The sequence below is a fragment of the Streptomyces sp. AHU1 genome, assembly GCF_045343905.1.
Classification (GTDB): domain Bacteria; phylum Actinomycetota; class Actinomycetes; order Streptomycetales; family Streptomycetaceae; genus Streptomyces; species Streptomyces triticiradicis.
In genome coordinates this window covers 298,849-320,684 of the sequence record NZ_CP174283.1, presented here as the reverse complement: position 1 = coordinate 320,684, position 21,836 = coordinate 298,849, and the positions used below count along the sequence as shown (strand labels likewise).

Here is a 21,836-nt window from a genome sequence, read left to right as displayed (position 1 = left end):
CGTGAGGGGCCATGACCGAACACGCGCAGGCGAACGTCACGCAGGGCCTGTCCTCGGGCGACCTGGGCCGGCGACTTGCCGCACGCCGTGTCCAGCTCGGTCTGACGGCAGAGGAGACGGCTGCTCGAGCGGGCGTGGCTCCCAGCTACGTGACGCACCTGGAACAGCACCCCGGCGCCGCGCCCGGCCGAGGCACGCTGCTCAGCCTCGCGGCAGCGCTGCGGACCACGGTCTCGGCGCTCGCCGGCGGCGATGCCGATGTGCCACCCGGTCGTGAACAGGCCGGGCGCGCTCCCGAATTGACCGAGTTGAGCAGGGCCGAGTGCGCGGAGCTGCTGTCGACGCACGGCGTCGGAAGGCTCTCGGTGTCCACGGAACTCGGGCCGGTGATCGTCCCTGTCAACTACAGCATCGTCGATGACGCGATCGTCTTCAGAACCGCCCGTGGCGCGACACCGTCGCTGGCATCCGGATGCATCGTCGCCTTCGAGGTCGATCGTGTCGACGACACCTTCAGTCAGGGCTGGAGCGTGGTGACGCGCGGGTACGCGCACACGGTGACCGACTCCGACGAAGAGCATCGACTCGCGGAGCAGGCGTACAGCAAGCCGTGGAGCGGTGGACAGCGTGACATGTGGGTGCGCATCGAACCGTATGCCGTCACGGGACGCCGCATCGTGGTCTGAACAGGATCTGACGTGTGGAGCAGGGGGCCGTAACCCCTGGCCTCAGAATGCCCCACTGCTCGAGGGCGGACCAGTGCGGTACCGCTTTGCCAGGTGAGAGACGAGAAGTCAGATGTACGCCAACGACGGATTTCGAGAGCTCGACCGGTGGGAATGCCTGGCCCTGCTGGCCACAGTGTCCGTGGGGCGCATCGCCGCCGTCCTGCCGGTCAACTTCTGCCTGGACCGTGACGGCACGGTGGTGGTGCGCACCTCGGTCTCTTCGGAACTGGCGAGCGCGATCGACGGGGCCGTGGTGGCCTTCGAGGCCGACGAGGTCGCCGCCGCCGCACACTCCGGCTGGAGCGTCGTGGCCCTGGGGCCGGCCACCCTCGTCACCGACCCCGTCGAGCACGCACGACTTCTGAGGACCGGACCGCGTTCCTGGGCGCCGACGTCGCGGGAGGTCTTCGTACGCATCGCCCAGGAACTGGTCACCGGACGCCGACTCGTGGGCGGACGCACCCTGTACGGCGTGCATTTTTCCTCCTGAACCCCCGTCATCACGCCCGTCGGCAACAGCACTCCGTCACCCCTGTCCTGGTTCTGACCGAACGGCCCCTGAAACAGGGGCCGTTCGGCATCCCTTCGGGCCTCGCGGCTTCTGCCCGGGGTGATGGTCCACGAGGAGCATCGTTCGAGGGGGCCGACGCGTTCGCCGAGCGGTCGCCTCCGCCGAACGGTCACTCAAGGAAGGGACGGATGCGGCCATGACCTCGCATCGCGTAGTCGTCGGAGTGGACGGCTCTCTGATCTCCGTAAGGGCGTTGGACCGGGCCGCGGCCGAAGCCGTACGGCACGGCGCCGACCTGCGCGTGCTGTACGCGGTTGCCGACCGGGACGAGGCCGCACCGGTCCTGGCCAACGCCGTGTCACGCGCACACGCGCGGCATCCGGAACTGCGCGTGGAGGCCGTCGCGACGGAGGGAGGCGCGGCGCGCGCGTTGGCCGACGAGAGCGCGGACGCGGTCCTCACCGTCGTGGGAACACGCGGCTTGGGCGCGTTGACCGGCCCGGCGTTCGGTTCGGTGAGTCTGAGGCTGGCCGCGCTCGCGCAGGGGCCGTTCCTGGTCGTCCGCGGGGACCACCCGTGCGACGACGGGCAGGACGTGCTGCTCGGCCTGGCGGACGACACGGATGTGAAGGCGGCGGAGTATGCCTTCCAGGAGGCGGAGCGGCGCGACGCGAGGCTCCGTGTCCTGCATTCCTGGAGTCATCGGCACATCACCCCCGAACTTCCCTCCCTGACACCGGCGCGCAGTCCGGGCCAGGAACAACTGGTCAGGGACGCACGGGCAGAGGAAGCCGTACCGCGCTACGCCCTCACCCGACTGCAGGACCGGCACCCCGGAGTCACGGTGGAGACCCACACGGTCCGGACCGCTCCCGCGGGCGAACTGCTGGCGGCCACCGGGGAGGCTGCCGTGGTCGTCATCGGCGCACACCGCCGTACGAGTGTGCTCGGTCCGCGCCTGGGCCCGGTCGCCCACACGCTGCTGCACCGGGCGCACTGCCCGGTGGTCGTCGTGCCCTGTGGATGACCGGCCCGCCGGCAAGCCGGCCCTGTCCGAGGCGGGTGGCGGGGGCGATGTCGTCTCCCTCGTACGCGACGACGGCCCCCTCGATCGCGCGGATGACCGAGTGCCCACGTGGAGCGGAGCGGCACCGCGGGGGATCGGTGCCGCTCACACATTCACTGTCTCTCGGACCACACCTTTCGCGCAGGTGCCGACAGTCCCCATCGTGGGCCGAACAGCCCGCGCACCTTTGTGCTTCATCGACGGTGCATGGTCTCCAAGGCGGCTGCCAGTACGTGGGGATCGTGATGGCCCTTGTAGACCTGCGGCGGATGCTTGTCCGACCTCAGGAGCTGCGCGACCGCCGTCCAGGCCGTGCGTACGGAGTACTCGACGGTGAAGACCACGTCGTCGGGCACCTCCGCGAACTGCCCGATGAAGGCGAGGTTGACCGACTTCTCCGGGACCACCCGGGGCCGGTCGTCGCGGCGGCGGGCCAGGAACTGGCTGGTGATGTACGGCATCACGCAGGGCACGACGGTGGAGGTCTCCCGGACCCGGGCGGCCGTGCGCTCGTCGAAGGGGAGGTGGTGCAGGACCTCTTCGAGGATCTCGCGGCCCGTGCACATGGTCATGGGCTTGGGCGTGCTGTTTCCGGCGCGGTCGGGGAACAGGCCGTAGCCCCACCAGACCCCGACGTCCTCCGGCTGGTCGCGGTAGACGGGCTGGCGGTTGGCGACGATCGTGAGCAGCCAGTTGGATTCGGTGAAGGTCATCAGGCCGCCCCTGCCGACCGGGCGGCCGCTGAAATCCTCGAGCGCCCTCAGGAAGGCGGGGTCTTTGGTGGTGACCGTGAACGACTCCCACCGGGACTCCTTGACGCGCTTGTCGAACACGGCAGGGTCGCCGAAGTCGTCGCGGCCGCGGGCCAGCCGGTGCCACAGCAGCCAGGCGTCCGAGCGGTGCGGAGCCGGCCGAGGCGCCGCCGTGTGCGAACCGACGCTGGAGGCGTCGGTCATCGACCCGTTGGTGACGAGGACGAGATCCTCTGGTGCGACGGTGACCTTCTCGTCCTCGCCGCCCCGGCTCAGGTGGATGGTCTCCACCGTGCCGCTCCCGATGCCCGGGGTGAAGCCGAGGTCGGTGACGCGGCAGCCGGTGTGCACGGTGACGCCCTGCTCGTGGAGCCAGGCGGTCAGGGGCCGGACGATGGAGTCGTACTGGTTGTACCGGGTCCGGTGGATGCCGGACATGGACGCGAACTCGGAGAACAGGTGGATGAAGCGCCGCAGGTAGCGGTGGAACTCGATCGCGCTGTGCCAGGGCTGGAAGGCGAACGTGGTGCACCACATGAACCAGAAGTTGGTCGTGAAGAAGTGTTCGCCGAAGCAGTCGGTGATTCGCTTGCCGTCCAACTGCCCTTCGGGCGTGGCCAGGCAGCGGACCAGCTCCAGCCGGTCACGTTCGGAGAACCCCATCGAGGTCGTGTCGACGATCTTGCCGTTCCCGTCGACCAGTCGTGCGATGTCGTCCCAGGCGAAGTCCTCATGACCGGCCAGGATCTCCTCGGTCACCGAGACTGCGGGGTCGTCGAGGCTGGGGATACCGGACAGCAGGTCGTAGGTGCAGCGGAACTCGGCCTCGAACATGCGCCCACCGCGCATGGTGTAACCGGCGTCCGGTGTGCCACCCGCGTCCAGGCTGCCGCCGAGGGTCCGTTGTTCCTCGAAGAGGTGGATGTCGGACCCCTTGAAGCCGCCGTCCCGGACCAGGAACGTCGCCGCGGCCAGCGCCGCGATTCCGCTGCCCACCAGATACGCCTTCGCCATCACACAACTCCTCGTCCTCGCACGCCGATCGGGAACCGCGCCTCCCACGGTTCCCTGCCGCCCGGCCGTGAGTCAGGGGCCGTTGGTCACCTCATCGGTCCGGACGGCCCTGAAAGCCGGCCTGGGCGGAGCGCCCGCAGGCGGCGGACAAGCCTGTGGCCCGGCCGGTGAACTGCGGCCGGCCAGGCCCGTCGTCACAGCTGGTCGCGCCGTACGGGAGCCCTCTGCCACGCTGTCGGGTCCTGCGGCGGCGGCAGACCGCCCGGACGCACCGCGCCAGGGCGGGACCGGTGTCCGTTGTCCCAGGGCTGGAATGCCTTGTCGGTCTGGCGGCGCAGCCGGTCCTGGAGCCGGTCGACGACCTCCGTGCCCGTCGCCTCCTCGGCCGTCGCCACCACCTGACGACCGCCGATGCGCAGGTCGGCCGTGGCCGACCACGGGCGGCCGGCGTGGTGGGCGGCCGCCCGGGCGATGTGCACCATGCCGGTGACGACAGGCAGGCCCGGCCTGCCCACGACCACGTCGTGGGGCCGGCAGCCCCAGCCGGGTCATCTCGGCGAGGTTCGCTCCCTTGCCGCTGAGCAGCTCGGCCAGGTCACGGCCGCCTTCTGCTAAGTCGTACACATGACGGACCATGACGCCGATCTCCTCTGCTGATGGACTGCCGGCTGGGTGCGCTGCCAGAGTTCTGCCGCCGGGACCGGAGGGGCAGGTGCTGTCGATCCCCTCCCCTGGGCCGGTCGGCTCTGGAGAAGGGACGTCCCGCCTCTCCAAGGGTGCGTCTGAAGTGATCTGTCGTGAGATCTGGGGTATAGAGGGTGTGGTCCGGGCCGGACTGGCTGCCCGATGGATCGAAACCGACTGAAGCGGAGTCCCGGCACGCGGCTCCATGCGATACCGCCCCCTGCGTCTGGCAGCTACCGTGAACATGACCAGCCAGCGAATTCGTCCGTCGAGGGGACCTGAAGGAGCGCAGGGTGGAAAATCCCGAGGAGGCTCGCGTGCGGCTGCCTCAGCTGCGGCTGGACGAGCTGCTGGAGGAACTCCAGGCGCGGCTGGACGTCGCCCGTGGCACCCGTGACCGTGTGCACAGCCTGCTGGAGGCGGTGCTGGCAGTCGGCCGGGAGCTGAACCTGGAGCAGGTTCTGCACCACATCGTGGAGGCAGCCGCGGCACTGGTCGATGCGGAATACGCGGCTCTCGGCGTGATCGGCCCGGATGGCAGGCGCTTGTCCGCCTTCCACACCGTGGGAGTCAGCGAGGAGCAGATCGCAGACATCGGCTCGTATCCGAAGGGTCACGGCATCCTCGGGGAGTTGATCCGCCACCCCGTGCCGCTACGGCTGGCGAAGATCTCCGACCACCCGTCCTCTTACGGCTTCCCGGCGCATCATCCGCCGATGAACACCTTTCTCGGTGTCCCGATCCGGGTGCGTGACCAGGTCTTCGGCAACCTGTACCTGACCGAGAAGCAAGGTGGTGCCCTGTTCAACGAGGAAGACGTCTCGGTCACGCAGACGCTCGCCGTTGCGGCCGGCATCGCGATCGACAACGCCCGGCTGTACGAGGAGTCCAGACTGCGGGAACGCTGGCTCCAGGCGAACGCGGAGATCACCCACAGCCTGATGTCGGGCGTCGAGCGGACCGGGGTCCTTGCTCTGATCGCCGAGCGGGCCGGTGAACTCACAGGATCTGACCTGGCGGCTGTCGCGGTGCCCATGGAGGGCACCAGGTCACTTGCCGTGGAGATCGCCGTCGGAGTGGACGCCGAGGCCCACCGCGGCCTCGTACTGGCCATGGACAAGACCTTGATGGGCCTGGCATTTTCCGGCGCTTCGCCCGTTGCCAGCACGGACGTCACCCAGGACGAGCGCATCTCCCCGGAACCTCCGCGGTTCGGCGGACTCGGCCCCGCCGTGGCCGTGCCCATCGGCGCGGGCGACGCGGATCTGCGGGGTGTGGTCCTGCTGGCACGAAGGATTGGCCGGCCGGTGTTCTCCGTGACGGAGACCGAGACTTTGCAGGCCTTCGCCGGACAGGCCGCCATCGCGATGGAGCTGGCGGAGCGCCGACAGGACGCCGAACAGGTCGCGGTGCTCAAGGACCGCGACCGCATTGCGCGTGACCTGCACGATCTGGCGATCCAACGGCTGTTCGCCACCGGCATGACACTGCAGAGCGCGGGCCGCTTCATCGAGCACGAGGAGGCCGCCGAGCGCGTGGCGCGCGCGGTCGACGACCTCGACGAGACCATCAAGATCATCAGATCGACGATCTTCGGGTTGCGTACCCGCGAGGGCGCGGGGGAGGCCGGCCTGCGGGCTGGTGCCGTACGGGTGGCCGGAGAGGCCGCGCAGATCCTCGGCTTCGCCCCCGGCCTCCGTATGGAGGGCCTGCTGGACACCGACGTGCCGAAGGAGATCGCCGACCACGTGATGGCGGTGCTCTCCGAGGCCCTGACCAACATCGCCCGCCATGCCCAGGCGAACCGCGCCGACGTACTCCTTGCCACGGACGGGCGGGAGGTACGGCTGTCGGTCGCGGACAACGGTGTGGGCATCCCGGCCGACGGCCGTCGTAGTGGGCTGCGCAACATGGCGGAGCGTGCCGAGCAGTTGGGTGGTGAACTGGAGCTGGGAGAACCCGAGGGCGGCGGCACGATCCTGGTGTGGCGTGTACCGGTGCCGAGGCAGTAGGGGCTGGAGGGTACACAGCACCGCTCTTGAAGGATGACTGTTGGTCCAAGGGCCGGGATCCGGGCGGCGCCGTTGCCGCGCCGCGACAGCGCGCACTGGCCCTGCGCGCCGGTGCTGGTGAAGAGGCAGGCCCGCGTTACGGCGATGCCGGCGCATGGGCGCCACGGGGGCGTCATGGAGGTCAAAGCGCCGGTGCTCGGGAGGAGCCGGCTGCGATGCCGTACACGTTCACCAGTTCGCAGCGGTGTGTTCATGGCCTGGCGGAGTCCGAGCAGCCCCATGAGCAGAGGCCATCAGGCCTCGGGACAGGGCCATGGGACCCATGCCCTCACCGGCGTCGTAGCGGAGGCTGGAGGGTGAAACGGGACGGCATCCGAGTACCTGGAGGACGCCATGCCCTACCTCGTGAGTGACGTGATGACGCGCACCGTGGTCGCCCTGCGCAAGAGGGCCGCTTTCAAGGACATCGCCAGGACTATGCGGCGATGGAAGGTCAGTGCCCTCCCCGTTCTGGACGGAGACCGCCGGGTCGTCGGAGTCGTGTCCGAGGCCGACCTCCTCCCCAAGGAGATGCTCCGTGACGCTCCGGACTTGTACGCGCGATCGCGTGGCCGCCCCGGCATCGCCAAAGCCGACGCGACGGCCGCCGAGGATCTGATGACTGCTCCGGCCGTCACCGTGCGCTCCGACGTCACCGTGGCTTGTGCCGCGCGCATCATGGCGCAGCACAGGCTCAAGCGGCTGCCGGTCGTCGACGACAAGGGCGTGCTGCAGGGCATCGTCAGCCGCACCGACCTGCTCAAGGTGTTCCTGCGCGAGGACGCGGAGATCGCCGGCGAAGTGCGTCGGGAAGTCGTCGCACGCTTTTTCGGCGTGACTGTCGAGCCGATCCGGGTGGATGTGCGCGACGGGGTCGTGACGCTCACCGGCCGAGTGCGGGACACATCGCTCGTCCCCGTGGTGACGAGGCTGGTCCGTTCCGTGGAAGGCGTGGTGGATGTGGACTGCGCCCTGTACGGGCCGCCCCGTGACCTCAACCTCGAGCCGGTTCTCCCCGACGAGGTCCGGACCGAATGGGCCGACGGTCCCGGGACCGTGGTGTGACGCTGACGGCACTCACGGACGAAGGTCGAGCCGATGCTTCGGCGGGCACTCGCGTGACGGCGTGGGCCGACAGCGCGGGCGACCTGGTTTCCAGGCCCTCCTACGGCAGCGCAGGCGAGGCTGGACGTGGCCCGCACAGGGCTGCTCGTCGCGTCCGGCGCCGGCTCCTCGGTTCTCGCCGGCGGATGGCTGGTACACAGACGGATGCACGGATGCTACGTCGGCGGCTGGCGGAGTGGAAGCGCGTCGGCCCGCAGTGGCGGAATCTCAGCGGAGGCAAAGGACGACAGACGGTCGGCGCCAACGGGGTCCCGCGCGGAAATGGGGACTGGTACACAGCGGGGCGGGCCAAGCTACAACGGGGCGGGAAGGGCCCCACCCGCTTCTCGCGGATCCTGATTGCGCGATCCGCGGCTCCTGGCCGCTTCTCCGCGCCTCTGTCAGGTCCTTCCCGCCACCTCCAGCACACCACCAGGACCGCACGGCCACCAGGGCCGACCGGACCTGATCCCGTGGCGACCGGCGGTCGGACACCGAGGAGACCCGCGTCATGAACATCGCCACCTCTCAGACCAAGGATCTGTCGCCTGCACGTCGGCTTCCGGCGCTGCTCACGTTCCTCGGAGCCGTGGGAACGGTCACGAGAAGCAAGTTCCTGGTCGAGAGCGATCACACCCGTGACCTCGTCGACGGCGCCGAAGCGCTCAAGACGTTCGGTGAGTACGTGGCGGTCCGGGCGTCGGTCACCGATGTGCCGCACTTCTCGGCCCACGCCGACACGTCCCAGATCATCGACTGGCCACGGGGCGCACCCGCCCCGCGCACGACTTACCCCGTACACGGTGAGCCGGACGCCGCAGCCGCGCTGCGCGACAGGATCGACGAGACGCTGGGCTGGACGGCGGCGGTACCTCGCTCCGGGGAACACGTGCTCGTGTGCTGAGGACGCGGCCCGCGCGGCCCTACGCGCCAAGGGTCGATCCGGACCTCTGCACGGCCCCTTCGGCTCATGCGCCACGGCCTGTGGCGTAGTTGGCTGGAAGTAAGGAGAACGGCGCCGACCAGGGAGGGTGAGGACAGTGGGTACGAGTCTCACACCGGAGTTCTGGGGGCAGTTCGCGGTCCTGCTCGTGCTGGCCGCGAGTCTGGCGGGGATCCTCACGGCGGCTTTCGACAGTCTCGCCGTCCGACTACTGCGCCGTCGGTCGCCCAAGGCGCCGGAGGCGCCGCACCGGCCGATTCGGAAGGACCACCGCGCGTCGGTGCACTGCTGACGTGTCGTGCGGCAACTGCCCGACTGGGCCGGGGACTTGGTCCCCGGCCCATGCTGCTGAGTGCGGCACCGGCGTCGCCGCCACCGCTCTTTCCGGTTGGAGGGCTTGTTTCCTCCGTCGGCCACCCGGCGGGATCCATCTCCCGAGCCTGATTCGCCGCGGCGGGTATTCACCCCTCTTGGGATGCCGAGGAACAGGCTGCCCCGGCAGCGGAGCGGGCGTCATCACGCCTCCGCGCCGCTGGCGGTGGTGCCGCACGACTGACGTGTGGAGCCGATCGGCCCTCGGCGTCCGCACCGCTTCGCAGGCAGGGGAGGACTGTCGGCCGCAGCCGAACGGCTCCATCAAGGGCCCGGTCGGCCCACGCGCCAGGTGACTCCTTCGCAGGACGCTGGAGGGGAGAAGGAAGGAGAGGAGGCAAGCATGAACGGCGTGATGGAGCGGCTGGCCGGCTTTCCGCCGCTGCCCGACCTGTTCGGCTGGGCCGAGGGGGGATTTCCCGGGATGCACATGGCTCCGGGGCTGCACGGCATCCGCGTCGAGGAGTATCTGAAGGACGGTTCCTACGTCTTGCGCGCCGAACTTCCGGGTCTCGACCCCGACAAGGACGTCGAGATCACTGTGGAGGACAACGTTCTGACCCTGCGGGCGGAACGCGGTGAAGAGACGACGGAGAAGCACCGCACAGAGTTCCGCTACGGCACCTTCGTCCGTTCCGTTCGCCTTCCGGCCGGAGCGAAGGGGGAGGAGGCGACAGCGGAGTACAAGGACGGAGTTCTGACCATCACGGTCCCGGCCCCGGAGGAGAAGACGGGGACCAGGACCATCCAGGTGCGGCGCGGCTGAAGGCGGCCACGTCGGGCCGCATCAATTGTGCGTGGCCAGTGGATCACCGGCCACGCACATCGCTGTCCCCTTGATGACCCGAGGGCCCACGGCAACTCGACTGCAGAACGGCACATACGCCGCGATGGTGCGCGGACCTCGCCCCGCAGGTCCGATAGGGGCTGCGCGGACCACTCGTCCGGAACGTCACGGGGGCCACAGAGCACCAACGGGCCCGTGAGGTGGCAGCGGACGTCGACGATTCCATCGACATCTGGCCGGCAGCGTGGAGAAAAGACCTGGAGCGGACTCCGCGACGCATGGATGTATGGGCCGAACGTCTCCACCAAGGGCCGATGTGGCCTCTCGTGCGGTGCGCCGACCGGTGCGAACGTGGAATGGACCCCTGTGCTGCATCGAAGGCGGTGGAGACGATGACGCATCCCCTGGTCACGGGCATCGACGGTTCCGATGAGAGCCTGACGGCGGTCGACTGGGCAGTGGACGAGGCCGCCCGGCACGGTCTCTCGCTGCGGCTGGTGCATGCCTCACGCTGGGAGCGGTACGAGCGAGCCGTTCCGTCCCGCGGTCTCGGCCGCCCGCCCGAACGCGTGTTCATCGAGAACCTCGTGGCCTCTGCGGCTGAACGCGTCGGGCGGCGCAATCCGGACGTCAAGGTCACCACCGAAATCGTCGCCGACGACGCCGCGGACGCTCTCCTGCGCGAGGGCGACAACGCATTCGCCGTGGTGACGGGAGCGCGTGGCCGCGGTGAGCTCAAGAGCCTGCTCCTGGGCTCCGTAGGCCTGTCCGTGGCAGCCCGGGCGCGCTGTCCGGTGATCGTTGTCCGGGGGGACAAGGCGGGTCTGGCCGCTTCCCACGAGAGGATCCTGCTGGGGGCCAGCGAGCCCGCGAACGGTGCCGAAGCCGTGCGCTTCGCCTTCAGCGAGGCCGAGGCGCGCGGATGTGCCTTGGACGTCGTACGAGCCTGGCGCCGCCCGATGCACGAGAGCGCCGACGATCCCGCGCTCACGGACGAACCGGCGCTCCGACACGAGGAGCGGGCCTCTGAAGTACTCGACGCGCTGCTGCGGGACGCCATGGCCGGCCATCCGGGCGTCCAGGTGCGGCGGGTCACGGTCGAGGGACCGGCCCACAGCGTGCTTGTGCGCCGCTCGGCAGCCGCCGACCTGGTGATCGTCGGTGCCCGGCGCAGGCACGGCCACCTCGGGCTTCAGCTCGGCCGGGTGAGCCATACCCTGCTCCACCACGCGGACTGCCCGGTGGCGATCGTGCCGCACACGGTTTCTGACTGACGGCGGCAGGTGTCATGGAGAAGGGCCGGACGGCCCCCGGAGAGGACCGGGCAGCCTCTGCCCCCGCGCGGACCGCGGCGTGACGCTGGTACCGGACGGCAGACCGAATGCTGGAGGTGCCGACATGCTCTCGCCCGTAGTCGCAGGAGTTGACGGATCCGCCGAGAGCCTGGCCGCCGCGGCATGGGCGGCCCGCGAGGCCGAACGGCGGGACCGACCGCTGCACCTTGTCCACGCATGGAACTGGCACCCCCGCCAGCAGGAGCGCGAGATCGCCGGTGCCGCCCAGCGACATCTGGCGCGGACTTCGTTGCGCCAGGCGGAGGAACGCGTCCGCGCCGAGTGCCCGGACGTCCGCCTCACCGACGAGCAGACCGAAGGTCCCGCCAGCGCCGCGCTGTTGAAGGCAGCGGACCAGGCCGATCTGATGGTCCTGGGATCTCGCGGACTGAGCGGATTCACCGGACTCCTCGTGGGTTCCGTGGCGCTCGGCGTGGTCGCGAAGGCGACCCGTCCCGTCGTCCTCGTCCGGGCGGACGAGGAGGCGGCCGACGAACACGTGCCGGCACGCGACGGAAGCCCCTCCACAGACACCGGCTACCGGGACGTCGTGCTCGCCGTAGACCTCGATGAGGCCTGTGACGAGGTCATCGAGTTCGCCTTCGAGGCCGCCCGGCTCCGGCATGCACGCCTGAGGGCCGTACACGCCTGGCACACGGCCGGACCGATCGGTCTCGGGCCCGGCGACGTCGGGCTTGCCGTGGAGTCCTGGCAGGGCGAGGAATGGCTGGGCTTCCTCAAGGCCGTGCTCCAGACGTGGCGCGACAAGTATCCGGACGTGGAGGTCCTGGAGACGGTCGTGGACGACAAACCTTCGACCGCGCTCGTGAGGGCCGCGACCGGAGCGAGTCTCCTCGTCGTCGGCCACCGTCTCGCCGAACGCCCGCTCGGCCCCCGCACCGGGCCCGTCACGCACGCCGCGATCCACCACGTCGGCTGCCCCGTCGCCGTCGTGCCCCATGACTAGAGGACCCCGAGCCTGCTGAGCGGACCTTGTTCTCGAAGGAATCGCGACAGCAGGAACGGACGAAGGAGGTGACGGTCATGACGAGGCCGGTCGTGGTCGGCCTGGACGGTTCGAAGGAGAGTCTCGCCGCGGCCGACTGGGCCGCCAGGGAAGCCCTTCGCCGCGGACTGCCGCTCCGTCTGGTGCACGCCTGGGAGGGCCTGCCCGACGACGGCACCGTCGCGGACCTGCCCGAGATCCGGGCACCGCAGTACCACGCGCGGCGGGTGCTGCGCGGGGCCGTCGATGTACTGCACGAGCGTTATCCGGAGCTGTACGTAGCCGCCGAGCAGGTGCGCAAGCAGCCAGGTCCCGCGCTCCTCGCCGAGGCGGAGAACGCGGAACTGCTGGTCATCGGAAGCCAGGGGACGAGCGGTGTCGGCGGGTTCGTCTCGGGGTCGGTCGCCATGGCCACCGTGGCTCACGTCGACAGGCCCGTCGTTCTCGTGCGGGCGGGTCATACTGCGACGGACGAACACCTCCCCGACGCTTCGGGAAAGGCGTCGACCGACACCCCCTACCGTGACGTAGCGGTCGCCGTCGACGTCGGCGCGCCCTGCGACGACGTCCTCGACCACGCGTTCCGCGCGGCCGAACTCCGTGGGGCTCCGCTCCGCGCCGCGTACGCCTGGCACGTGCCGCTCACCAGGGGTGTCCCAGGCGTCGAGGAGCGTAAGCGGATCCGGGAGGCGGCGGAGCAGGCACTCGCGGAGCTGCTCGAACCCTGGCGAGCGAAGTACCCCGGCGTGGTCGTCCACGAGAACCTCCACGAGGGCCGTGCCGCCCACGTCCTCGTACGCACGGCAGGCGGGGCCGGACTACTGGTGTTGGGACGTCGTCGTCGGCGTACCGCGATCGGAGCCCACACAGGTCCGGTGGCCCATGCGTTGCTCCACCACATGACCCAGCCGGTCGTGCTGGTCCCGCACGACTGACAGCCGCGCCGCGCGGTCGCCGCCCATCCGTCCCGAACTCGGGTACGTGTCCTGGCCGGGCCCGGCGACGGGTGAGGCGACGTACGGACGGCCCCGGCGACCGGGCCGTCCGTCCCCTGCCGGGCAGGCCGGACGGCGCGGTGTCATGGAAGGGGAGCGAAGTGAAGGTCGTGACGTTCGGACGGACCGAGGTGTGTGCCATGGATCGCGTCACCGCCCTTGCGGCACGACCGCGGCGGCTGTCTCTGAAGGTCGTGTCCGCATCCGCTGAAGCCGTGCTCCTGGCCGTCACGGCTGTGGCTCTTTCGGCGGGCGGCGTCGCCTGGATCGTCGGTGCGGGTTCCTTGGCGGACCTGTTCTGGGCCCTGGGAACGGTGGCTGCCGTCGTGCCGGCGGTCGGATGGGTGCTGGCGTCGCTGCGGCACCGTGACGTCGGTGTCGACCTGGTCGCCGTGCTCGCCCTGGGAGGCACTCTGGCGGTCCAGGAGTACCTGGCCGGCGCCCTGATCGCGTTGATGCTCGCCACCGGCCGCACCCTCGAGACCGCCGCGCAGCGGCGCGCCTCGCACGACCTGCGCGCCCTGCTGGAGCGAGCTCCACGCTCCGCCCGCCTGCGTACCGCCACCGGCGTGCGTGTGGTGCCGTCGGCCGAGGTCCGTGTCGGCGACCTGCTCGTCGTGGGCCCTGGGGAAGTGGTCCCTGTCGACGGCCGGGTGGAGAGCACCATCGCCGTCCTGGACGAATCCGCGCTCACCGGCGAGCCCCTCCAGACCGAGCGGGGACGCGGGGAATCGGTGCGCAGTGGTGTCGTGAACGCGGGTGCCGCCTTCGAACTCCGCGCCACCGCCGCCGAGCGGGACAGCACCTACGCCGGCATCGTGCGGCTGGCCCAGGAAGCGGGAGCGGAGTCCGCGCCCGTCGTGCGGCTCGCCGACCACTATGCGGCATGGTTCCTTCCTCTCACCCTCGTGGTGGCGGGTCTGGCCTGGCTGGTCAGCGGCTCCGCGGTCCGGGCGGTCGCCGTCCTGGTGGTCGCCACCCCCTGTCCGCTGCTGCTGGCCGCGCCGGTCGCGATCGTCTCCGGCCTCTCCCGTGCCTCACGCCTCGGCGTGGTCGTCCGCGGCGGCGGCGCCCTGGAGAACCTGGGCCGGGCCCGCACGCTCATGCTGGACAAGACCGGCACGCTGACCGCCGGCCGTCCCCGTGTGCTTGACGTGATCGCCGCGCCCGGCGGAACACCCACGGAAGTGCTCCGCCTGGCGGCATCCGTCGACCAGTACTCGCCGCACGTCCTCGCCCGCGCCATCGTCGACACGGCCCACAAACGCGAGCTGAGCCTGTCTCCTCCCTCCGCGGTGAGCGAGGAACCCGGCCGGGGCGCCTCCGGCACGGTGGACGGCCACCGGGTGTCGGTCGGCCGCGTCGCCGCCTCGGACACGCGACCGCCCTGGGCCCGGGCCGTCGACAACCGCGCTCTTCTCGACGGCGCGGCCGTCGCCTGGCTGACCGTCGACCGACAGCTGTCCGGTGCCGTTCTCCTTCGAGACCCCGTCCGGCCCGACGCGCCCCGCACGCTGCGTCATCTGCGGGCGGCGGGCATCGAACGGCTGCTGATGCTGACCGGCGACCGCGCCGAACCCGCCCGGGAGGTCGCCGCCGTCCTCGGTCTCGACGACGTCCGCGCCGAACTCGGCCCGGCCGACAAGGTCGCCGCGGTACGCGCCGAGAGCGCGCACGCGGTCACCGTGATGGTGGGCGACGGCGTCAACGACGCCCCCGCGCTCGCGGCGGCCGACATCGGCGTGGCCATGGGAGCACGCGGTTCCACCGCATCCTCCGAGGCCGCTGACATCGTGCTGACCACCGACCGCGTGGACCGTCTGGCGGACGCCGTCTCCATCGCCGTACGAGCCCGGAGGATCGCCGTTCAGAGCGCGCTGGCAGGCATGCTGATGTCGCTGGCCGCCATGACCGCGGCCGCGTTCGGCCTGCTCCCACCGGCCGCCGGTGCCCTGCTCCAGGAAGGGATCGACGTCGCGGTCATTCTCAACGCCCTGCGGGCCCTGCGCGTGGACCAGGCCGCGCGACCGGCGCTCACCCCCGCCGCCGAGGCACTCGTCCAGCGGTTCGCGGCCGAACACGACGACCTCCAGGACGTCCTCGAAGCCGTCCGCGGCGCGGCCGACCGTGTCTCCGACAACCCAGGCCCACAAGCCCTCGCGGCCGTCGAGGAGGCGCACAAACTGCTCGTCGAGCGGCTGCTGCCGCACGAGAACGCCGAGGAGCACGAGCTCTATCCGGCCCTTGCCCCCGCGCTCGGCGGGCCCGAGGCCACCGCCACCATGAGCCGCGCCCACACGGAGATCGCACGCCTCTCCCGCCGGATCGCGACCCATCTCGACCTGTCCCATGCCGATGGCGGCCTGGCCCCCGGACAACTCGACGACCTGCGCTCTTGCCTCTATGGCCTGAACACCGTCCTGCGCCTGCACTTCACCCAGGAGGAGGAGAACTACTTCTCGCTGGCGACCTCCCCGTCCGACGGAGGCCGCGCGGACTCATGAGAAGGCTCATTCGATGTCGAGTACCTCGTGCACGGGACGGCGCCTTGTGCCAGGGCCTGCCGGGCCGTATCCGAGCCGCAGCACCATCTGGATGAATCCCATCGCCGACTGCGGATCGCGCACGGCCCAGCGGAGTTCGGGTCATTCGAGGGCCTGGGAGGTGAGTGAGGTGGCGAGCCCGTCGAGGGTGGCCTGGAGCAGAACGCGTTCCATGGCCTGACCCGCCAGCAGCCAGTCTCTCGGCCGGTCGCCCACGGTGCCCAGTACGGCGAGCTGGGGCATGTTCTCGAACGCGGCGGCCGTGCGGTCCGGAACGGGGTGCCTGCCGGCGAAGTCACGCACGGGCGCCCTGCCGGAGCGTTCGCGAGGGCCGAAGGCGTACTCCGGTACCCCGTCGTACGTCGTTTCCGCCGTTCCCGTTCCCGTGCCGGTACGGGTCCACTGCCTCAGCTCCGGTGCGGCGGCGCACAGAGAGTCCTTGATGGCCTGCGGTATCACCTCGTCGGTGAACGGCTGACGGCTCGTGTGGCGACGGCGGATCGCCGGATACAGCGGCGCGAGGTCTTCCGCGGGTTCATCGACCGCAGTGGTACGGCTGGTCAGCCGTACCACTGCGAGCAGGCGTGGGTCGGCGGGGTCGGGCAGCAGGTCGGTGGCCGGTGTCCAGCCCGAGTGGGCAGCGGCGACGCGCAGGTTCAGCAGGGCAGCGGCGCAACCCAGGTGAAGGCCGCGGGTGGTGGGGTCGGCGTGCGGCATGGCGCGCTCGAGGTCCGCGTACAGCTCGAAGGCGCTGTCACCGCGCAGGAACCGGAATCTCCACGGCTGCGCGTTGTGCATGGACGGGGCTGCGGCGGCGTCTTCCACCAGGGCTGCCACAGCCGTCGCGTCGAGTTCGCGTACGGACACCGGACCTGCCTCCCTTCAGGCCGACCGGCCATGCACGGAGGGGCGATTTCCGTCTCCTCCCACTGTTCCACGGCGGTCCCGGGCGTTCGGTGCCGGACGCGTGACCGTGAAACCTGGAGTCTGCGGGCAGGGTGCCTCCGATCCGGCGCGGTTTCGTTCGATCGATCAGTTCAGTCCTTGCCGAGCCGGGGGCCACCGCCCATGTGCAGGACGCTCAGGCGGCGGCGGTATTCGTCCTCGTCGATCTCTCCTCGGGCGAAGCGCTCGGCGAGGAGCTGTTCGGCTGTGGGCCCGTGTTGCACGGGGGCGGTGGCCGTCCCTGTCCCGGCCGGCCGGGACAAGGTCCGGAACAGGAGGACCCCGAGGAGGATGAGGACGGACCAGAAGAGGATCATGCCGACCGACATCACGAACCAGCCCCAACCGCTCGGATCATGGCCGTACCAGAGCATCATGATCGCCTGCTTCCTCACTGTCACCGGATGCGGGCCCCATGCCCGTGGTCTCGGTGCGCCACTTTCACCGTCACCCCTGTCCGTTCGCCCGTCATGGGCCGAAGCGCCCAGACCCGCAGGGGCCATGGGGCCCTGACCCGCGAGGTCGACCGGTGTACCGACGCAAGGCCGGCTTCAGGCCTCCAGTTCGATGCCGATCACCGGGGGCTCGTGGAGCGAGTTGTGAACGGTGCAGTGAGAGGCGACCGCGAGCATGGCCGCATGGCGTCGGACGGGCAGCGCGGGTGGCGGAACGATGACCAGGCGCATGGACTCGACGCGTGCCGGACGGTCCGTGGCCATGGTGAACTCCGTACGGACCCGCAGGCCGGCCCGAGACAGTCCGTGGCGCTGGAGGTAGCGGCCCGCGTAGAAGGCGACACAGGTGGCCAGTGACGCGGCGAACAGCTCGACGGGGGTCGGCGCGGTGTCCGTCCCGCCCGTGTCCACGGGCTGGTCGACCCGTAGCTGGTGACCTCGGATGTCCACCGCGTACGCGTCACCGTCGACGTGGGTGACGTCCAACTCGTGCACGACCGCTTCCTGCGGCGCCCGCTCGCCCGTCGTCTCCGGTACTGCGCTCGTCATGGCCGGCCTCCCTGGACGATGCTCCTGCTGCCTGGTTCCAGTGGAACGCGGTTTGGACGGCGGCCCGATGAGCCGATCGGGTCAGAACGGGACCGTTCGGCCCTGGTGCGGTTCCGCGGACGCGGCTGAAGCCGGTCTCGCCGACGGAGCCCGGCTCAGCCTCACTCCTCGCCGGTCCCGGTGAGGAGACAGTCGACGCTCACCACGCCTTCGACGCCCTGCGCGAGCCGGACGGCAAGCGGTATCAGGGAGTCGTCCTCGACCCTCCCGGTCAGTGTCGCGACCCCCTCGGCCACCGTGACGCGCACCGGCTCGTCCGGAGCCGGGGAGAGCGTGTCGAGCAACCTCCGCCGGATCTCCTCGGCGAGGTCCTCGTCCGGGCGCAGGAACACCTTCAGCAGGTCACCCCGGCTGACGACGCCTTCGAGCACACCGTCGGCGTCCACGACGGGCAACCGTTTGACGTGCCGCAGGGCCATGATGCGCGCGGCCTCGGGGAGCGTGGCGTCGGCATGCACGGTGACGGCCGGCGCGCTCATCAGCTCCTCGGCGCTCACCGCCCCCGCCTTGGCCAGGTCGGACAGCCGCTGCATCTGGGTGACGCGGCCCGGATCGCTGTCCCGGAACTCCTCCTTGGGCAGCAGGTCGGCCTCGGACACCAGCCCGATCACCCGGCCGTCGCCCTCCAGCACGGGCAGGGCACCGACCTGCCACTGCTCCATGCGCTCGACGATGTCCTTGAACCGGGCCCTGCGGCCCACCGCGACGACGGCACGCGTCATCACGTCACCCACCCGGTACGGGCCGCTCTGCATGGTCTTCTCCTCACGAGGCTGGGTGGTCATGTCAGGCCGCCGCTGCCGTAGGGGGCGTAAAGGTCCAGCAGCCGGATGCGGGAGGCGTGCAGCCGTTGGGCGACCACGCGACCGACCCAGATCGCGACGGCCCGGCCGAACTCGGGGTCCTCGTCGCACAGCGCCCGTACGGCCTCGGCGTCGAACTCCCAGGCCCGGACCGGGCTCATCGCCTCGGCACCGAGCTGCCAGAGGTACGGCGGGAAGTGCCAGGACCAGCCGATGAGTTCGCCGTGCCCGAGGGTCTCGATCGGATCGGGCCGCCGACCGGGCACGTGCAGATCGAGGCCGACAGTACCGGTGTGCACGATCCAGAAGTGGTCGGCGCGCCCGCCTTCCTCGAACAGACGGGTCCCGGCCTCGAAGGAGACCTCGCGGGCCAGGCGCATCAGGCGTTCGCGGTACACGGGTTCAAGAGCCGCGTTCATCGTGGTGGCGGAGGTCATCGCACCGGCTCCCTTCATGGGTGGTGCTTCCAGCCTGGGCGCGTCCCGGTTCCGGCGCCACGGGCCGCCCGGGTCCGTCCAGGGGCCCTTGGACCCGGTCGCGCGGCGGCACATGCTCACCGGAAAAGGGCCGCACGGACCCCGTCGGTGGACCGTCCGGCCCATGACGTGCTGCTCGCCCTCCCCTCGCATGCTGGAGGAACACGCAGCGGAGGGGAAAACGTTGAACGTCTCCTGATACAGCTGCGTATTGCCATGGCCTGCCACGTCACGGGGAATCACTGTCCGGTACCTCTAGCGAGCAGATTTCCCCGGGCGCGATCGTCACCGCGCGATCGGGCAGCATCACGCGCACCGCCGACTCTTCCGACTCGGGCACGCTGATTTCCAGCAGTCCGCTCCGGCGCCGTACTCCGATGCCCCAGTGACCGCGATAGCGCAGCGTGAAGCCGTATTCGGAGAGTGCCGGGAGGGGAACCGGGTCCAGCCACAATGCGTCGTCGCGGGTTTCCAGCCCTGTGAGGCCGCGCTGGACCAGGTCGAGGGTGCCGGCCATGGCCCCCAGGTGGATGCCCTCGCCCGTGGTCCCGCCCTGGATGTCGGCGATGTCGGCCTCCAGGGCCTCGTGTACGTACTGCCATGCGTCGGCCCGTCGGGCTTTGGCGAGGACCAGCCCGTGCACGAGTTCGCTGAGGGTGGAGCCGTGGCTGGTGCGCCGCAGGTAGTAGTCGACGGTTCTGTACCAGATCTCGTCGTCCAGGTCGTATCCGAGACGCCCGAACAGCGCCCGTAGTTCGGCGGGTGAGAACAGGTAGCCGAGCATGAGGACATCAGCCTGCTTGGACGCCTTGTAGCGGTTGACCGTGTCGCCCTCGGCCTCCAGGATCCGGTCCAGCCGACGGATGGCACCGTACCGGGCGCGATATTTGTCCCACTGCAGTTCGACAAGATCGTCGTAGCCTTCGAACTGGCTGATGACACCTTGATGGAACGGCACGTGCAGTCGCCGGGAGACCTCCTCCCACTTCTGCAGTTCGTCGGCGTCCAGCCGCACCCGGGAGAACAGTTCCTCGCGGCGCCAGGCGGGGAGCCGCCGCAGGAGTTCCAGGGTGTGAGCGATGACCCAGGCGGCGGTGACGTTGGTGTACGTGTTGTCGTCCAGCCCAGGCCGGTCCGCGCCCGGGTAGCTGTCGTGGTACTCGTCCGGGCCGACGACGCCGTGGATCCGGTAGCGGCCCGTCGAGGGGTCGAAGACGGCGAGGTCCGCCCAGAAGCGGGCGATCTGCAGCAGCGTCTCCGCGCCCTTCGTGTGCAGGTACTCCGTGTCGCCGGAGGCCTCGCAGTACTGCCATACGTTGTAGGCGATCGCCGAACCCACGTGGTACTGGAGCCGGGAGTGGTCCGGAAGCCAGCGGCCCGAGTCGGGGTTGAGATGCCACTCCTGCGTCTCCTCACGGCCGTCGCTGCCGCTCTGCCAAGGAAACATCGCCCCGGCCCGGCCGGTCGCGGCGGCCGATCTGCAGGCCCGCGGGAGGCGTCGGTAGCGGTAGTCGAGCAGTGCCCGGGAGATCTCCGGGAAGTGCAGGTTGAGATAGGGCAGGACGAAGAGCTCGTCCCAGAAGACGTGGCCCCGGTACGCCTCGCCGTGCAGCCCACGGGCGGGGACGCCCACGTCCAGATCCGCGGTGTGCGGTGACAGCGTCTGGAGGACGTGGAAGAGGTGGAAGCGCAGGATGCGGCCCGCCTCGTCCGGCACCCGCAGGTCCGTACGCCGCCACAGCCGCTCCCACGCGGCGATGTGGGAGTCGAGCAGGGCGGGAAAGTCCGGGGCTGTGGACACCCGGTCTACCGCTTCGCCCAGTGGATCGCTGATGGCCGGGTCCCGTGAGGTGTGCAGTGCCACGGTCTTTTCCACGGCTACCGGCCGTCCGGGCGTGATCGGGACGATCAGCCGGTGCACGGCTCGGTGGCGGCCGGGACGAAGCACCGATGAGACCGGAGACCGGTCGGGGCGAACCGTCGTCCGGGCTGCCAGGGCGACAGTGATGTCCGACGTATTGGTCCGGCAGCTCAGCCAGACGGTGTGGGGGTCCTCCGCACCGGTCCGCACCTGGGCCAGATGGTGGCGTTCGAGGGCCCGGTATCGGTGCACGTTGCCGTTCAGCACCTGGCCGTCCAAGGCGCTTTCGATCTCGATCTCCCCCGACCAACCCTCGGCGGTGAAGACCGTTTGCAGGGCGGCCAGATGCGGATCCCCCATGTGCACCAAGCGGGTCTGCTCGACGCTCAGCGAGGAAGCCTTGCCGTTCTGGTGGCGGAAGGACCGGGTGAGCGTGCCGCGCTGCAGATCCAGAGTATGACGGTGGTAGAGGAAGGCGTGCTTGCCCGGGGAGAACCAAGAACCCCACGCTCCCTCGGCGCGGCGCAGACGGAACCGGAGAATCAGCCAGTTGGGGACATTGACCAGGTCCTCGTTCACCACCTGCCGTCCCGCCACCGTCGACTCGAGGCGGTCGTAGCACCCGGCCACGTAGGTTCCCGGGTAGTGCACCAGGCCGGCCCGGCACTCGGGCAGCGCACCCCGCGTGGCGAAGTAGCCGTTGCCGAGCGTGCAGAGCGATTCACGCAACCGCTCGGCGGAGGGTGCGTAGCCGGTCCACTCCCACGTCCACTGCGACATCAGCCACCTGTCCCTCT

General features: G+C 70.2%; 19 protein-coding genes and 1 pseudogene. 12 read left to right on the top strand and 8 right to left on the bottom strand.

All coding sequences use genetic code 11. The features are described 5' to 3' along the window. Positions 1-11: 11 nt before the first annotated feature. From ACICHK_RS01510 to ACICHK_RS01500, 3 genes are all read left to right on the top strand, one after another. Positions 12-686, top strand: a complete 675-nt coding sequence (locus ACICHK_RS01510; RefSeq protein ID WP_406835176.1) for a helix-turn-helix domain-containing protein — start codon at positions 12-14, stop codon at positions 684-686. 112 nt (positions 687-798) lie between these two features. Further along, positions 799-1,218: a pyridoxamine 5'-phosphate oxidase family protein gene (locus ACICHK_RS01505; RefSeq protein ID WP_406835175.1), complete on the top strand. Its 420-nt coding sequence runs from the start codon at positions 799-801 to the stop codon at positions 1,216-1,218. A gap of 217 nt (positions 1,219-1,435) precedes the next feature. Continuing rightward, on the top strand, positions 1,436-2,266 hold the full coding sequence (locus tag ACICHK_RS01500) for a universal stress protein (RefSeq protein WP_406835173.1): 831 nt from the start codon (positions 1,436-1,438) through the stop codon (positions 2,264-2,266). Positions 2,267-2,499: 233 nt separating this feature from the next. Here ACICHK_RS01500 and ACICHK_RS01495 read toward each other — a convergent pair whose 3' ends face one another. Then, on the bottom strand, positions 2,500-4,071 hold the full coding sequence (locus tag ACICHK_RS01495) for an oleate hydratase (protein WP_406835172.1): 1,572 nt from the start codon (positions 4,069-4,071) through the stop codon (positions 2,500-2,502). Between the two features lie 194 nt (positions 4,072-4,265). Then, positions 4,266-4,586, bottom strand: a complete 321-nt coding sequence (locus tag ACICHK_RS01490) for a hypothetical protein (RefSeq protein WP_406835170.1) — start codon at positions 4,584-4,586, stop codon at positions 4,266-4,268. Between the two features lie 462 nt (positions 4,587-5,048). Here ACICHK_RS01490 and ACICHK_RS01485 point away from each other — a divergent pair, with 462 nt between their 5' ends. The 9 genes from ACICHK_RS01485 (at position 5,049) to ACICHK_RS01445 (ending at position 15,851) form a co-directional block, all read left to right on the top strand. Then, on the top strand, positions 5,049-6,767 hold the full coding sequence (locus tag ACICHK_RS01485; RefSeq protein WP_406835169.1) for a GAF domain-containing protein: 1,719 nt from the start codon (positions 5,049-5,051) through the stop codon (positions 6,765-6,767). A gap of 393 nt (positions 6,768-7,160) precedes the next feature. Beyond that, positions 7,161-7,871 carry a CBS domain-containing protein gene (locus tag ACICHK_RS01480; RefSeq protein ID WP_406835167.1) on the top strand — a complete coding sequence of 237 codons (711 nt, stop codon included), beginning with the start codon at positions 7,161-7,163 and terminating at the stop codon, positions 7,869-7,871. A gap of 550 nt (positions 7,872-8,421) precedes the next feature. Then, positions 8,422-8,814 (top strand): MBL fold metallo-hydrolase RNA specificity domain-containing protein, encoded by a 393-nt coding sequence (locus tag ACICHK_RS01475; protein WP_406835166.1) that lies wholly within the window; start codon positions 8,422-8,424, stop codon positions 8,812-8,814. A gap of 136 nt (positions 8,815-8,950) precedes the next feature. Then, entirely contained in the window at positions 8,951-9,145 is a 195-nt protein-coding gene (locus ACICHK_RS01470) for a hypothetical protein (protein WP_406835165.1), read from the top strand. Positions 9,146-9,568: 423 nt separating this feature from the next. After that, positions 9,569-9,991 (top strand): Hsp20/alpha crystallin family protein, encoded by a 423-nt coding sequence (locus ACICHK_RS01465; RefSeq protein WP_406835164.1) that lies wholly within the window; start codon positions 9,569-9,571, stop codon positions 9,989-9,991. 413 nt (positions 9,992-10,404) lie between these two features. Further along, complete coding sequence (locus ACICHK_RS01460) at positions 10,405-11,286, top strand: universal stress protein (RefSeq protein WP_406835163.1); 882 nt, start codon at positions 10,405-10,407, stop codon at positions 11,284-11,286. Positions 11,287-11,410: 124 nt separating this feature from the next. Continuing rightward, positions 11,411-12,313 carry a universal stress protein gene (locus tag ACICHK_RS01455; RefSeq protein WP_406835162.1) on the top strand — a complete coding sequence of 301 codons (903 nt, stop codon included), beginning with the start codon at positions 11,411-11,413 and terminating at the stop codon, positions 12,311-12,313. A gap of 77 nt (positions 12,314-12,390) precedes the next feature. Continuing rightward, a complete protein-coding gene (locus ACICHK_RS01450) occupies positions 12,391-13,287 on the top strand; it encodes a universal stress protein (RefSeq protein WP_406835161.1) in 897 nt (298 codons plus the stop codon). 200 nt (positions 13,288-13,487) lie between these two features. After that, a complete protein-coding gene (locus ACICHK_RS01445; RefSeq protein WP_406835159.1) occupies positions 13,488-15,851 on the top strand; it encodes a heavy metal translocating P-type ATPase in 2,364 nt (787 codons plus the stop codon). Between the two features lie 6 nt (positions 15,852-15,857). On the opposite strand, the pseudogene ACICHK_RS01440 reads toward ACICHK_RS01445, so the two are convergent. The 6 genes and pseudogenes from ACICHK_RS01440 to ACICHK_RS01415 form a co-directional block, all read right to left on the bottom strand. After that, a pseudogene (locus ACICHK_RS01440) lies at positions 15,858-16,757 on the bottom strand (nitroreductase). 170 nt (positions 16,758-16,927) lie between these two features. After that, positions 16,928-17,212, bottom strand: a complete 285-nt coding sequence (locus ACICHK_RS01435) for an SHOCT domain-containing protein (protein WP_406835158.1) — start codon at positions 17,210-17,212, stop codon at positions 16,928-16,930. Positions 17,213-17,386: 174 nt separating this feature from the next. Then, entirely contained in the window at positions 17,387-17,839 is a 453-nt protein-coding gene (locus ACICHK_RS01430) for an OsmC family protein (protein WP_406835156.1), read from the bottom strand. Positions 17,840-18,000: 161 nt separating this feature from the next. After that, positions 18,001-18,654, bottom strand: a complete 654-nt coding sequence (locus ACICHK_RS01425) for a CBS domain-containing protein (protein WP_406841134.1) — start codon at positions 18,652-18,654, stop codon at positions 18,001-18,003. A gap of 26 nt (positions 18,655-18,680) precedes the next feature. Next, positions 18,681-19,139 carry a Crp/Fnr family transcriptional regulator gene (locus ACICHK_RS01420; RefSeq protein ID WP_406835155.1) on the bottom strand — a complete coding sequence of 153 codons (459 nt, stop codon included), beginning with the start codon at positions 19,137-19,139 and terminating at the stop codon, positions 18,681-18,683. Between the two features lie 268 nt (positions 19,140-19,407). Then, positions 19,408-21,819: a glycoside hydrolase family 65 protein gene (locus ACICHK_RS01415; protein ID WP_406835153.1), complete on the bottom strand. Its 2,412-nt coding sequence runs from the start codon at positions 21,817-21,819 to the stop codon at positions 19,408-19,410. Positions 21,820-21,836: the final 17 nt, after the last annotated feature.